Raw genomic sequence first — 14,644 nt, 5'->3', positions numbered from 1 at the left:
CATCCCGGCAGCACGGTCCACTATGGACATGCTCGCAACAGGTGAAGAAAGACTCCGCGACCGCTGGTGACGGCCGAACTAGCATGGGCAACAGACCGGCTCGGACACTGTGCGTCCAATCCCTTTTGCCGCGAACCACCACGTCGACTCGCCCGGCTGTCGTGTCGTGGCGGAAATGGCACCGGGGCGCAGGCCCGAGGCCGGAGCCGGCGACTCGATCGGGATCCAATTCTGGATGGGGAAAGAGATGCCCAACACCCTCACCGCGCTCGACGTGGCCGGAGATCCGAGCTACGGCCAGACGCTCAACCTCACGGCCACCATCACCGCGCAAAGCACGGTACCTCCGGGCACCACCATGGGCGGCACCGTCGCCTTCGAGTGGGCCCCCACCTCGGGCGGGACCTATACGGCACTGCCCGGTAGTCCGACGACGGTGACCAGTACGCCGGGATCGTCCACCGGAACGGCGACCCTGGCGGTCAACACTCCGGGCTCCCCGCTACCGCTCGGCGACTACTACATTCACGCCGTCTACAGCGGGGACACCAACTTCGACGGCTCGACGTCCTCCGACTCCTTCGAGCAGGTCACCACGCCCACCACGACCGCCGTGGTCGCGGCCCCCTCACCGGCGCCCCACGGCGCGGCGGTGACCCTGACCGCCACCGTCACCGCGAGCAGTCCGGTTCCGGCGGGCATGACCATGGGTGGCACCGTCACCTTCCAGTCGGCCACCACCGCAGGCGGCCCCTACACCGCACTCGGCGCCGCCGTCGCCGTCAGCGCCACAGCAGGATCAGACACCGGCGAAGCGACGTTCACCACCAGCACCCTCCCCCTCGGGGCCAACTACATCATCGCCGTCTACAGCGGCGACACCTACTTCGACACCTCCACCGCACCCGAAATCACCGAACAGATCACGACAACCACCACCACCACCGTGGTCGCGGCCCCCTCACCGGCGCCCCACGGCGCGGCAGTGACCCTGACCGCCACCGTCACCGCGAGCACCACCGTCCCGTCGAACGTCACCATGGGCGGCACCGTCACCTTCCAGTCGGCCACCACCGCAGGCGGCCCCTACACCGCACTCGGCGCCGCCGTCGCCGTCAGCGCCACAGCAGGATCAACCACCGGCGAAGCGACGTTCACCACCAGCACCCTCCCCCTCGGCGCCAACTACATCATCGCCATCTACAGCGGCGACACCACCTTCGGCGGCTCCACCTCACCCGAGATCACCGAACAGATCACCACGACCACCACCACCACCGTGACCGCAAACCCCACGTCATCGACCTTCGGGGACTCGGTGGCCCTGCACGCCACCGTCACCGCGGGCACCACCGTTCCGTCGAACGTCACCATGGGCGGCACCGTCACCTTCGAATGGGCGAGCACCACCGGCGGCCCCTACACCGCACTCGGCGCCGCCGTAGCCGTCACCGCCGCGGCGGGGTCGACCACCGGAACGGCCGATTTCACCATCACCAACGCCAACCCCCTTCCCCCCGGCACGGACTACATCGTCGCCGTCTACAGCGGCGACACCACCTTCGGCGGCTCCACCTCAGCGGAAGCCACCGAAACGGTCAGCAAGATCGGCACCACCACGGGGCTGGTCGCAACGCCCTGATCCACCCCGCCCCGGCCGGGTTCGCTGCACCGGCCGGGGCCAGGCCGTCTCGCCGCCGGTCGCGGGTTTCGGCACGCCGGGACACCGACGTGCCGAAACCCGCGCGAGTCCCCAGCCGTGCCCAGTAATCGCTGCCCCGGGAGAGGAAATGACTTCGCCGAGCATTGCTTTGTCGTCCACCGCAACGGGTTTGCTCCCGGCGCTGGTCTCGGATCCGGTGTACGGACAGACCGTGACCCTCACCGCGACCGTGACCGCGGGCAGCACGGTCCCGCCGGGCACCACGATGGGCGGGACCGTCACGTTCCGCGCGAGCCTCACCTCGGGCGGTCCCTATCCCCTCGACTTCGGCACGGTGCCGGTGACCAGCGATCCGGGGACGCAAACCGGCACGTCCACGCTCGAAATCAACACCGGTACGAGTCCCCTCACTCCCGGTACATACCATCTCGTCGCCGTCTACAGCGGCGACGCCCACTTCGACGGCTCCACCTCGCCGGAAATCAGCGAAACCATCGAGCAGGCAGCGACGTCCACGACGTTGACGGCCACGCCACCCACGTCCGCCTACGGCACGCCGGTGACCTTCACCGCCACGGTCGCCACTCTCCCCCCGGGAACCGGCAGCCCGACCGGCACCGTCACCTTCACCATCGACGGCCTGGCCCACCCCGTTCCCCTGAGCGGAAACCAGGCCACTTTCAGCACCACCGCCCTGCCCGCACCCCTCACCGGTGGCGATCACACCATCACCGCCACCTACGACGGCGACACCGACTTCGCCCCCTCCTCGGCCTCGATCACGTATTCGGTCAGCAAGCTCTCCACGACCACCGGCCTGACCATCGCGCCGAACCCGTCCGTCTACGGGGAAACCGTGACGCTCACGGCCACCGTCGCCCCCGCCGCACCACCGCCGCCCGGCACGGCGCCCCCCACCGGCACGGTCACCTTCGTCGTCAGCGGCAACGGGCCGGCCCTCATCGCCGCCATCGACCCCGCCACGGGGCAGGCCGTCGCCACCATCGACACGCTCACCATCGGCCAGCACTTCGTCATCGCCAGCTACACCGGGGACACCAACTTCACGGCCTCCTCGACTCCCTTGCTGTACCAGACGGTGAACCCGGCACCGACCACCACGACGCTGGAGGCCACACCCGGCTCCCCCGTCTATGGGCAACCCGTCACCTTCACCGCCACCATCACCCCCACCACACCGCTCCCCACCGGGGCCGCCACCCCCACCGGCACCGTCACCTTCACCATCGACGGCACACCCCACACCGTCCCTCTGACCGGCAACCAGGCCACCTTCAGCACCACGACCCTGCCCGCACCTCTCACCGGCGGCGACCACACCATCACCGCCACCTACAGCGGCGACGCCAACTTCGAAGGCTCCACCTCACCCTTGTTCTCCCAGACGGTCACCCCGGCGCCGACCACCACGGCACTGGAGATCGCACCTGGCTCCCCCGTTTACGGCCAAACCGTCACCTTCACCGCCACCATCACCCCCACCACACCCCTGCCCACCGGAGCCGCCACCCCCACCGGCACCGTCACCTTCACCATCGACGGCACACCCCACACCGCCCCCCTGACCGGCAACCAGGCCACCTTCAGCACCACCGCCCTGCCCGCCCCCCTCACCGGCGGCAGCCACACCATCACCGCCACCTACAGCGGCGACACCAACTTCGAAAGCTCCACCTCACCCTCACTGCCCAAAACGATCGCTCCGGCTCCCACCACCACCGCACTGGAGGCCGCACCCAGCTCCCCTGTGTACGGGCAAACCGTCACCTTCACCGCCACCGTCACACCGACCGCACCCCTGCCCACCGGGGCCGCCGGACCCACCGGCACCGTCGCCTTCACCATCGACGGCACAACTCACACCGTCGCCCTGACCGGCAACCAGGCCACCTATGCCGCCACCGGCCTCACCGGCGGCAGCCACACCGTCTCCGCCACCTACAGCGGCGACACCAACTTCACCGGCTCCACCACCTCCACCACCCAAACCGTCGACACAGCCGCAACCAGCACCGCGATCACCGCGGCCCCCAGCCCCTCGGTGTACGGACAAACGGTCACCTTCACCGCAACGATCACCCCCACCACACCCCTGCCCGCCGGGGTCTCCGGACCGACCGGCACCGTCACCTTCGCGATCAGCGATGATGGACCAGACCATGTCGCTCCGGTCGATCCCGCCACCGGACAAGCCAGCATCAGCGTCAACACCCTCGCCGCGGGAACCCACACCATCACCGCCACCTACAGCGGCGACACCAACTTCACCGGCTCCACCACCTCCACCACCCAAACCGTCGACACAGCCGCGACCAGCACCGCGATCACCGCGGCCCCCAGTCCCTCCGGGTACGGAGAAACGGTCACCTTCACCGCAACGATCACCCCCACCACACCCCTGCCCGCCGGGGTCTCCGGACCGACCGGCACCGTCACCTTCGTCATCAGCGCGAACGGGCCCGCGATCACCGTCCCGGTCGATCCCGGCACCGGGGAAGCCACCGTCAGCATCGACACGCTCAGCGTGGGCAGCCACTCGGCCACCGCCATCTACAGTGGCGACACCAATTTCACCGGCTCCACCTCACCCTTGTTCTCCCAGACGGTCACCCCGGCACCGACCACCACGACGCTGGAGGCCGCACCCGGCTCCCCCGTATACGGGCAAACCGTCACCTTTACCGCCACCGTCACAGCGACCGCACCCCTGCCCACCGGCGCCGCCGGACCCACCGGCACCGTCGCCTTCACCATCGACGGCACAACTCACACCGTCGCCCTGACCGGCAACCAGGCCACCTATGCCGCCACCGGCCTCACCGGCGGCAGCCACACCGTCTCCGCCACCTACAGCGGCGACACCAACTTCACCGGCTCCACCACCTCCACCACCCAAACCGTCGGCACAGCGTCCACGACCACCGCACTGGCCGTCGGCCCGAATCCCTCGATGTACGGGGCAACCGTCACCTTCATCGCAACGATCACCCCCACCACACCGCTACCCACCGGGGCCGCCGGACCGACCGGCACCGTCGTCTTCACCGTCAGCGATGATGGTCCAGACCTCAGTGCTGCGGTCGACCCCGCCACCGGACAAGCCAGCATCAGCGTCAACACCCTCACCGCGGGAACCCACACCATCACCGCCACCTACAGCGGCGACACCAACTTCACCGGCTCCACCACCTCCACCACCCAAACCGTCGACACAGCCGCGACCAGCACCGCGATCACCGCGGCCCCCAGCCCCTCGGTGTACGGACAAACGGTCACCTTCACCGCCACCATCACCCCCACCACACCCCTGCCCGCCGGCGCCACCGGGCCCACCGGCACCGTCACCTTCACCCTCAGCGGCAACGGACCGGCCCTCACCGCACCGGTCGACCCCGCGACCGGACAAGCCAGCATCAGCATCGACACCCTCACCGCGGGAACCCACACCATCACCGCCACCTACAGCGGCGACACCAACTTCACCGGCTCCACCACCTCCACCACCCAAACCGTCGACACAGCGTCCACGTCCACCGCACTGACGATCGCTCCCAGTCCCTCCGTATACGGTCAGTCAGTCACCATCACGGCCACCATCACCCCCACCACACCACTACCCACCGGCGCCACCGGGCCCACCGGCACCGTCACCTTCACCCTCAGCGGCAACGGACCGGCCCTCACCGCACCGGTCGACCCCGCCACCGGACAAGCCAGCATCAGCATCGACACCCTCACCGCGGGAACCCACACCATCACCGCCACCTACAGCGGCGACACCAACTTCACCGGCTCCACCACCTCCACCACGGAAACGGTCGGCAAGGCGGCCACCACGACCACGCTGACCGCCCTGCCCAATCCCTCCACCTACGGCCAATCAGTGACCTTCACCGCCACTGTCACGCCGACCGCGCCCCTGCCCGCCGGGGCCGCCGGACCCACCGGCACCGTCACCTTCACCCTCAGCGACGACGGACCGGCCCTCACCGGGCCGGTCGACCCGGCCACCGGACAAGCCGCAGTCAGCCTCGACACGCTCGGCGTGGGCAGCCACTCGGTCACCGCCGCCTACAGCGGCGACGCGAATTTCACCCTCTCCACGGCCACAGGGGTCACGGAAACCGTCGGCAAGGCCGCCACCGCCATCGCACTGACCGCCCTGCCCAATCCCTCCACCTACGGCCAATCAGTGACCTTCACCGCCACTGTCACGCCGACCGCGCCCCTGCCCGCCGGGGCCGCCGGACCCACCGGCACCGTCACCTTCACCATCGACGGCACGCCGAACACCGTTGCCCTCACCGGGAACCAGGCCACTTACACCATCAGTGACCTCACCGTAGGCAACCACACCGTCGTCGCCACCTACGATGGCGACACCAATTTCACCGGCTCGACGTCGACCACCCTTACGCAGGTGGTGGACAAGATCAGCACGACGATGACCGCAGTACCGGGCAGCATCGTCCGCGCCGGCGGCGGCTACCGCATTCCCGTCCTGACCGGAGTGCTCGTCAACACGAGCACCCGGGCCGGGATCCCCGGCAAGAGCGTCACCTTCACCGTCACCATCGCCGGAGTGACCACCATTCTGGGAAGCGCCATCACCACCAGCGGAGGTGCGGCCACCCTCACCAACGTGCCCGTGCCGCCGAACCTGCGCTCGGCCCGCAGCTACACCGCCACCTTCGCCGGGGATGCCCTCTACACCGCGGCGTCGGCCACCGCACCGCTGACGTTCATCGGGTAGGCCAACGCGGACACCGCGAAGAACCCGGAAACCATGGAAAACCGTTGGCACGCCTAGTAAACTGAGTGAGATGTGCGAGGCACATCGAGCGTCGCGCCAGCGAACTCGAGCATGACGGGGAAGGTCAACGCAGAGTTTGGTGGACTTCCGGGGCCGATGTCAAGACCTTCGGCCCCGGCCGGCGCTCCGGAACGCCGAACGGAGCATGGTGGACGGCAACCCCGGTATCGTGAACATCGGTGGCCTGCAGTGGCTGGACTACGCCCAGGCCGGACCGCGCAAGGCCATGTCGCTGGTCAGGGAACAGAAACGACAGTACCTCACCCCGCAGGGGCCCGCCTGGGTCAGCTACTGGCCCCTGCTCTCCGGATTCCGGCGGGCGGTCAGCAGTCCGGAGCCCGCGGCCGAACTCGAGCGGGTGATCGCCGGGGTCGCAGGGAAGGACGACTGGCGGGAAGCGGTGTACCGGCAGTGCGCGCAGGGATTCCTCCAACTGCTGCCCCGCGGCGCGACCGGTGTCCCGGCCGCCCAGGTCACGTGGGCGGAATCGGACCTCAGAATCACCCTGCGGCACCTGATCGGCCTGCGGCTGCGCAACGACGAGTACATCGTGGTGGCGCCGTACTGCAAGGAACCGCCCCTGACCCAGGAAACCGCCGAGGTGCTCCTCCACCTGATGGAAGGGCTGATCGACGCCATCCTGCCGGGTGCCACCCCGGTCGTGTTCGACACCCGGCACGGCCGCCGTTTCCGCCTGCACCGGCGGACCAACCGCAACCAGCTCGACGCCTACATCAGGGGCCTCGCCGCGGGATACCTGCGGCAGTGGTCGCTGGCGGCCTGAGCCGAGACCCCAGGACCGTGAGGGGACACCTCACGGCCCTGGGGCGAGCCCCCGCACGGCAGGCCGCGGCTCTACCGCGTCGCCGCTGCCGGGGGTGTCCAATCCACTGTCCACAAGCGAGCACCGGAACGCCGGTGCAGGCGCCGCAGGAAGGACAGCACGCCCGACGAACCGGTGGCCCAGTGGCTGCTCGCGGAGTCCAGCGAGTTGTCCGGGAACCGGGGCCGCTCCGGCGGTCCCCCGGCGCGCAGCAGGATAAGCTCGGCCACGGTCTCCGCGCCGCGCCAGAATTCCTCGTTCCCGGTCGCCAGCGCGACGTCGACGAGCGACTCACCGATCCCCGCCAGTCCGCAGCACTGCGAGACCACCCACGCCTGCGGCGCCATGGCCAGACAGGCGCGGGCCCCGTCCTCGGCCAGTGCCAGGAGGCGATCGTCGTGGTACCAGCCCGCGGCCGAGACCAGTGCCGACACGATCCCGGACAGTCCCTGGCACCACGAGGCACCCATCGCGCGCGCCGCCGGACGCCCCAGTGTCGCCACCAGTTCCGGGGTCTCGGCGGCCAGATCCTCGAACAACGACGCCGCCCGGGAGCCCGCATCGGTGTCACCGGAAGCCCGGTGGTAGGCCGCCAGGAACGTCGCGATACCCGCCGTGCCGTGGGCGAAACCCGACTCGACGCAGACGCCCGAACCCGGTTGTGCCGGGGCGACCGCGTCCTCGGCCTCGGTGACCTCGCCCGCCACCAGCCGCCGTGCGCATTCCGCGGCCACGCCGAGGTGCTCCGGCCGCCGCGTCAGCTGCCAGAGGATCAGGTGACCGGTACCGATTCCCGCGGCCCCGTGGATGTAGTCGGCGCGCTCCCGCTCGCCCAGGACCACCGGCTCCGGTTCCGGCACTCCGCCCCCGGCGAGCCGGGCCGCCTCAAGGAAGACCTCGGTACCGGTGCGGCCGAAGTACAGTGCGGCGGGCAGTTTGGCGGGCGGGGTCATCCGCACCGTCCAGGCCGCGAGTTCGGTGGCGAGGCCCGCCGTCCGCGGGTGGTGCAGCAGTTCCATGCCCAGCCCGGCCGATCCACTGTAGACGTTCGTGGCGGGGGGCGCCGAGCGGCGGTCCGCCGAGGCCGGGTCCATCAGCCGCTCGGCGTGGCGCACGCACTCGTCCACCGTGTGCTCGAGGACGGTCTCGAGCAGATCGCCGGTGAGCACCATCCGGCGCGCCCGCCGGCGGTGGGCCGTGACCTCGTTCGCCCGGTGCCCTCCCGCCCGGATCACGGCGACGGCCGCCGCGCGCTCCGCCGGGTCGAGGTCCAGCAGCCGGGGAATCAGGCCGAGGACTCCGGTGCGCGCGTCCGGATGGAACCTCGCGAAGCATTCCAGCGTCCGTTCGAGGTTGCGCACCGGATCGGGGTCCATGAGGATCGGGTTCATCCCGGTGGCCGCGAAGAACAGGGTCGCGCCCAGTGAGAAGTAGTCGTCCCCGGGCTCGGCAGGCCGGTTGGTGTGCTGGTCCGGCACGCTGTACCCGCGGGTCCAGCCCCGGATCTGGAAGCCGTCGTAGGCGCTGTTGCCGAAGTCGATCACGGTGTACCGGCCGGACTCGCCGAGCACGATGTTCTTCGGCGAAAAGTCGCGCACGACCACACCCCGGGCGTGGACCGCGTCCAGGATCGCGGTCAGCGCGGCCGCCAGTTCCCCGAGGTCCCGTCCGGTGTCACCGGGCTCGTCGAAGAAACGCCCGTTCTCGTTGACGAAACGGTTGAGGTCGGTGGTGCCCTCCTCCGTCGTCACCAGGTACTCGTCCTCGCCGTGCCGGAAGTGGTCGACCAGCCTGGGCACACCGGGGACGTCCTCGAGTGCCTGCAGGATGCGGCGCTCGTTGCGGATCTGCCAGCGCAGGTCCAGCCCGTCGGCGTTCTCGGAGACATAGGCACGAGCCTCCTTGATCACCAGCCGTCGCCCGCTCTCGTCCACGGCACGGAACACGCTTCCTCGCGGACCGCGCATCACCCCGGAAGTCAGGCGGTAGATTCCCCCCAGCGTGGGCCCCGGGTTCCCGTTCCCGGCCGGGACCGCGACCGCGGGCGCCGGACCGGTCCCGGCCCGCTCGGCCGGACGGAACGGATCGGAAGTCCAGGGTGGACAGTCGAACTCGGGCCCGGCGGCTCCGGGGAGCACCTCGCCGTCCGGGCCGACGACGACCAGTTCGTAGTCCCCGTTGTCGTCGACCCGGTATTGCGGCTGGAAGGGACCGTAGCGGTAGTACACCGGTGCGTCCCGGCGGAGGCGGCGGTCGCTGGCGATCCGAGGGCCGGACAGGCCTCGTGTCGCCTCGGCGAGCCGGAGGCCGAGCGCCACTACGGCGTCCTCGGCGGCGTACACGGTGACCGCCTTCCCGACGACGCCCGGGTCGAGATCGCCGGAGTTGAGCTCACGCAGGACCTCCGGGGAGCAGGCCACCTTGAACTCACACTCCGCGGCGAACAGCACCGGCAGCACCCGGCCGAGGGTCTCACCGAGCGTCGCCGGCCGGGCCGAGACGTGGATTTTCCAGCCCTGTGCAGGGATCGGCAGTCCCGGCCGCCGGACGGCGACCCAGGTGTCGTCGGCCTCGACCTCGCACTCCGGGCCGGCCAGGCCCGCGACGAGCGCACGCACATCCACATCGATGACGGAAACAGCCGTGTCCACCGTTGAAGCCCCCGTTCCAGTCGTGTTTCCCGCAACGAAAAAAGGCATGGCGGAAAAGGCCACCACCGTCGGCGGTGACCTTTTCCGGTCAACGGGAGATCAGACGATCGACGGGCAGCAGGGGAAGGTGGAGCACACCGTCCGCTTGCAGGTGTTCACGCAGGCCTGCGGCCCGTGCAGGAGCTCGGCGAGCTCGTTCTCGAAGTCGACGGTGAGCACTTCGTCGTCGAGAACGCCCGCATCGCGCGGTTCGAGGGTGAGAGTGGACATCGTGTTTCCCCTTTCTCAGAAGCACCTTGTGGGTGCGGACTGATTGTCGATCAAGGCTGGCATCCGCGAGCCGAGTTCGTCGATACGCCAAAAGGAGCCAAAAAATCTCGTTGACAGGTGGGAAACAAACCAGTAATTTTGCCCGTCGTGAAGCGCTTCTGGCCACGACGGCGCCGCCACACCGATTCCGCCGGGGCCACCGCGCAATCCGGTCTCGCCACCCGCTACTGGGAAACCCACGACGAAGAAGTGCAGTCCGCACGGCTGGGTGCCATGGCCCGCCGTCTGCCCGCTTTCACCGGTGCCGCACTGAAGATCGCCTGGCAGGCAAGCCGCCGCGACACCGCGGCCGCGCTCGGCCTCAACCTCGCGGCGGGGTTCTTCACCGCGTTCGGCCTGCTGGCCACCACCGGGGTACTGGAATCCCTGTTCGCCGCGGGCCCCACCGCCCAGCGGGTACTCGCCGCACTCCCCGCGCTCGCCATGGTGGCGGGCGCGACCGCGCTGAGGGCGGGCCTGCTCGCCGGGGCCTCCTGGGCCCAGGAAAGGTTGAAACCACAAGTGGAACGGCTCGCCGAGAAACGGCTGTTCCATCTCACCACCGAGGTCGAGCTCACCGCCTTCGACGACGAAGAGTTCCACAACGCGATGCAGCGCGCCCGGGACAACGGCGTGCCCGATTCCGCCACCGTGGTGGAGATGACGGTGAACGTCCTCACCGGCGCGATCGGCGTGGCCGCCGCCGCCGTCACGCTCGGCCTGCTGCATCCGGTGCTTTTGCCCCTGCTCCTTGTCACGGCCGTACCCGACGGGTGGGCAGCGTTGCGCACGGCGCAGATGCGCTACCTGGCCTTCCGCCGGGTGTCCACGGCACGACGGCGCAAGTACCTGCTGTCCGACCTGATGGCCGAGCGGCTGCCCGCCGCCGAGGTCCGTGCCTTCACCCTGCGCGAGTTCCTGCTCGGCGAGTACGACCGGGTCGCCGAGACCGAACAGCGGGTGGAACTCGACGTCGCGCGCCAGCGGACCGGGACCAGGGTCGCGGGCAACGTGCTGAGCGGCCTCGCACTGGCCGCCGTGTACGTCGCGCTCGGCGCATTGCTGTCCTTCGGGGTGATCGCACTCGCCGTCGCCGGGACGGCGGTGCTGGCGATCCGCGCCGGCCAGTCCTCCCTGGCCAATCTGGTCCAGTCGGTGAACCGGCTCTACGAGGCGGGACTGTACTTCGGGGACTATCTCGCCTTCTGCGAACTGGCGCGGAGCCGGATCGCTCCGGCGAGCGGCTCGGCCGCCCCATCCGGCTTCGCCGAGATCGTCGCCGATCGCGTGACGTTCCGTTACCCCGGTTCGGACACACCGGCCCTGCACGAGGTCAGCGTGACGATCCGCCGGGGCGAGGTGGTGGCGCTGGTCGGGGAGAACGGGTCGGGAAAGACCACCCTGGCCAAACTACTCGCGGGGCTGTACACCCCGGACTCGGGCGTGATCCGCTGGGACGGCACGGATCTCGCCGGGATCGCCGGGGACGCACTGCGGGAGAAGATCTCGGTCATCGCGCAGGACCACACCCGCTGGCCGCTGACCGCCCGCCAGAACGTCACGCTCGGACGCCCGGTGGACCCCGGCAGGCTCGCCGAGGCGACCGCGGCCGCCGGAGCCGACGAGGTCGTTCGCAAGCTGGCGCACGGCTACGACACCCTGCTGGACCGCCGGTTCCATCACGGCCAGGACCTGTCCGGCGGGCAGTGGCAGCGGATCGCGATCGCGCGGGCGTTCTACCGCGATGCGGAACTGATGATCTTCGATGAGCCGAGCTCCGCCTTGGACGCCCGCGCCGAGCACGCCCTGTTCGAACGGATCCGGCAGCACGCCGACGGGCGGACGGTCGTGCTCATCACGCACCGGCTGTCCAGCGTGCGTCACGCCGACCGCGTGTACGTGCTGGAATCGGGGCGGGTCGCCGAAGAGGGCACCCACACCGAACTCATGCTCGCCGACGGCCAGTACGCCCAGCTCTACCGCCTGCAGGCCAACGCCTACCTGGACCGGAGCCCCGCATGACGATCCTGGTCGCTTCGGCGCCCCTCGCACTGGCCGCCGTGCTCGCCTTCGCGGCCCTGGGCAAGCTCTGGGACGTCGCCGCGTTCGCGAAATCCGTCGCGGGCTACGAAATCGTGCCGCCGCGGGCGGCGCTGCCGGTGGCCTGCCTCGTCCTCGGCGCGGAGCTGGTGAGCGCGGTGCTCCTCGTGCCGCCCGGTACCCGGCTCTGGGGTGCCGGGCTGGCCTTCGTCCTGTTCGCGTCCTTCCTGACCGGAATGGCCTCGGCACTGGCCCGTGGGATGCGGGTGGACTGCGGCTGTTTCGCGGGAACGCACGACGTGATCGGCCCCGGCACGCTGGTGCGCACCGGGCTGTTGCTGGCACTGACGGTTCCGGCGGCGCTGGCCACGAAGGCGGCCTTCCGGCCGGTGCACCTGGCGGTGGCCGTGCTCGTCCTCGCCGTCGTGTTCGGACTGTCCACACTCCTCCGGCGATGGACCACCCGGCCCGCCGGGCCGCGCACCGGGGGGAAGCTCGACCTCCCGGCCCCGGTGGGCGAACTCGGCGGGGGTGCCGACCTCCTGCTCTTCGCGTTCGTTTCCCCGGACTGCGGTCTGTGCCGGCGCATGCTGCCCGAGTTCCGCTCCGCGGCGGAGAGGTTCCGCCTCGTGCTGGTGAGCGCCGCCTCCGAAGCGGACCTGCGTGAGCACCTGGCCGGGCAGAGCGAGGACCTCCCGGTGGTGACCGGCCCCCGCGTGTTCGAGGCCAACAACATTCCCTGGCCGCCCTACGCGGCGATCACCAGCGGAACCGGAACCGTGCTGGCCCACGGCGGGGCGAGCAGTCCGGAGCAGCTGCACGCGGTGCTGGCCGGGGTGCGATCATGAGCGACACGCCGGAAAACCCCGTGCCCGCCGATGATCTCGTCCGCACCTCGCACACCCTGCGCCTGGCGGACCGGGAACTGGCCTACACCGCCGAGACCGGACGCATCGTGCTGCGGGAAGAAGCGCTGACCGACGGCAAGTTCGGCGGGCACGTCGCCAAGGCGGAAGTCTTCCTCACCGCCTACACCGCCGAGGGCGCCGAGGGCGCCACGCGACCGGTGACCTTCGCCTTCAACGGCGGTCCCGGCTCGGCCAGCGTCTGGCTGCACCTGGGCCTGCTGGGGCCGCGCCGGGTGCTGTCGGGCGACGTGGACTCCCCGGCACCTCCGCCCTACCGGCTCGCCGACAATCCGGAAACCCTGCTGGCGCACAGCGATCTGGTGTTCATCGATCCGGTGTCCACCGGGTACTCGCGGGCGGTGACCGGCGGCGACCCGTCCGGGTACCACGGCTTCACCGCCGATCTGGAGTCGATCGGTGAGGTCATCCGTCTGTGGACCTCCCGGAACGGGCGCTGGCTCTCGCCCAAGTACCTGGCCGGTGAGTCCTACGGCACGCTCCGGGCCGCCGCGCTGGCTTCGCACCTGCAGGAACGGCACGGGATGTACCTGAACGGCCTGATCCTGCTGTCGGCGGTGCTGGACCTGGGCACGATCTCCTTCCCCCGCGGCGGCGACCAGTCGTACCCGCTGTTCGTCCCCACCTACGCCGCCATCGCCCACTACCACGGAAAGCACGGTGACCGCCCGCTCGACGAGGTGCTGGCCGAGGCCGAGGACTTCGCCTCCCGGGACCTGCCCTGGGCACTGGCCCGCGGCTCCCGGCTGTCCGGCGCGGAACGCGCGGACGCCGTCCGCAGGCTCGCCTCGCTCACCGGGCTGTCCGAGTCCTATGTGGACCGGGTGGAGCTGCGGATCGAGCACCTGCGGTTCTTCACGGAACTGCTGCGCGACCGCGGCCTGGCCACCGGGCGCCTCGACGGCCGGTTCACCGGCTGGGAGCCCGATGGCGGCGCCGAGCGGATGAGCGACGACGCCTCGTACACACGGATCGCCGGGGCCTACACCGCGGGATTCAACCACTACGTCCGGGAGGAACTGCGCTACGCCAGCGACCTGCGCTACGAGGTGATGGCGATGGACGCCGCTTCCCGGTGGTCGTTCTCGGAGTTCGAAGGGCGCCCGGTGTCCGCGGTCGAAGAACTCGGTTCGGCGATGCGCGCGAACCCCCATCTCAAGGTGCATGTGGCGTTCGGCCACTACGACGGCGCCACCCCGTACTTCGCGGCCGAACACGTGCTGGCGCACCTGGCCATTCCCGAACAGCTTCGGGGGAACATCGAACGCGCCCACTATCCCGCCGGGCACATGATGTACGTCCACGAACCCACCCGGATACGGCAGTCGGCCGATCTCGCGCGCTTCGTGGCCACCACGTCGAACACCGATCGCGATCCGGGGTGAAGGCGGCGCCGGT

The 14,644-nt window shown here is 70.0% G+C and carries 8 protein-coding genes; 6 read left to right on the top strand and 2 right to left on the bottom strand.

All coding sequences use genetic code 11. The features are described 5' to 3' along the window. The first annotated feature begins 247 nt into the window (after positions 1-247). The 3 genes from ORV05_RS12320 (at position 248) to ORV05_RS12310 (ending at position 7,281) form a co-directional block, all read left to right on the top strand. Positions 248-1,642 carry an Ig-like domain-containing protein gene (locus tag ORV05_RS12320; protein ID WP_268758608.1) on the top strand — a complete coding sequence of 465 codons (1,395 nt, stop codon included), beginning with the start codon at positions 248-250 and terminating at the stop codon, positions 1,640-1,642. Between the two features lie 232 nt (positions 1,643-1,874). Beyond that, positions 1,875-6,437 (top strand): beta strand repeat-containing protein, encoded by a 4,563-nt coding sequence (locus ORV05_RS12315; protein WP_268758607.1) that lies wholly within the window; start codon positions 1,875-1,877, stop codon positions 6,435-6,437. 205 nt (positions 6,438-6,642) lie between these two features. Beyond that, positions 6,643-7,281, top strand: a complete 639-nt coding sequence (locus tag ORV05_RS12310; protein WP_268758606.1) for a hypothetical protein — start codon at positions 6,643-6,645, stop codon at positions 7,279-7,281. Positions 7,282-7,352: 71 nt separating this feature from the next. Here ORV05_RS12310 and lanL read toward each other — a convergent pair whose 3' ends face one another. Continuing rightward, positions 7,353-9,944: a class IV lanthionine synthetase LanL gene (gene lanL / locus ORV05_RS12305; RefSeq protein WP_268758605.1), complete on the bottom strand. Its 2,592-nt coding sequence runs from the start codon at positions 9,942-9,944 to the stop codon at positions 7,353-7,355. Positions 9,945-10,070: 126 nt separating this feature from the next. After that, positions 10,071-10,241 carry a hypothetical protein gene (locus tag ORV05_RS12300; protein ID WP_268758604.1) on the bottom strand — a complete coding sequence of 57 codons (171 nt, stop codon included), beginning with the start codon at positions 10,239-10,241 and terminating at the stop codon, positions 10,071-10,073. Between the two features lie 147 nt (positions 10,242-10,388). Between ORV05_RS12300 and ORV05_RS12295 the strand changes: the two genes are divergently transcribed. The 3 genes from ORV05_RS12295 to ORV05_RS12285 are packed head-to-tail and all read left to right on the top strand — an operon-like array spanning position 10,389 to position 14,631. Next, a complete protein-coding gene (locus ORV05_RS12295; RefSeq protein ID WP_268758603.1) occupies positions 10,389-12,302 on the top strand; it encodes an ABC transporter ATP-binding protein in 1,914 nt (637 codons plus the stop codon). Next, entirely contained in the window at positions 12,299-13,168 is an 870-nt protein-coding gene (locus tag ORV05_RS12290; RefSeq protein WP_268758602.1) for a MauE/DoxX family redox-associated membrane protein, read from the top strand. The genes ORV05_RS12295 and ORV05_RS12290 overlap by 4 nt, the downstream gene beginning before the upstream one ends. Beyond that, entirely contained in the window at positions 13,165-14,631 is a 1,467-nt protein-coding gene (locus ORV05_RS12285) for a S10 family peptidase (RefSeq protein ID WP_268758601.1), read from the top strand. Before ORV05_RS12290 ends, ORV05_RS12285 begins: the two co-directional genes overlap by 4 nt. Positions 14,632-14,644 lie beyond the last annotated feature (13 nt).

This window comes from Amycolatopsis cynarae (genome assembly GCF_026802195.1).
GTDB classification, from domain to species: domain Bacteria; phylum Actinomycetota; class Actinomycetes; order Mycobacteriales; family Pseudonocardiaceae; genus Amycolatopsis_E; species Amycolatopsis_E rhizosphaerae.
This window is presented reverse-complemented; position numbering and strand designations above follow the sequence as displayed.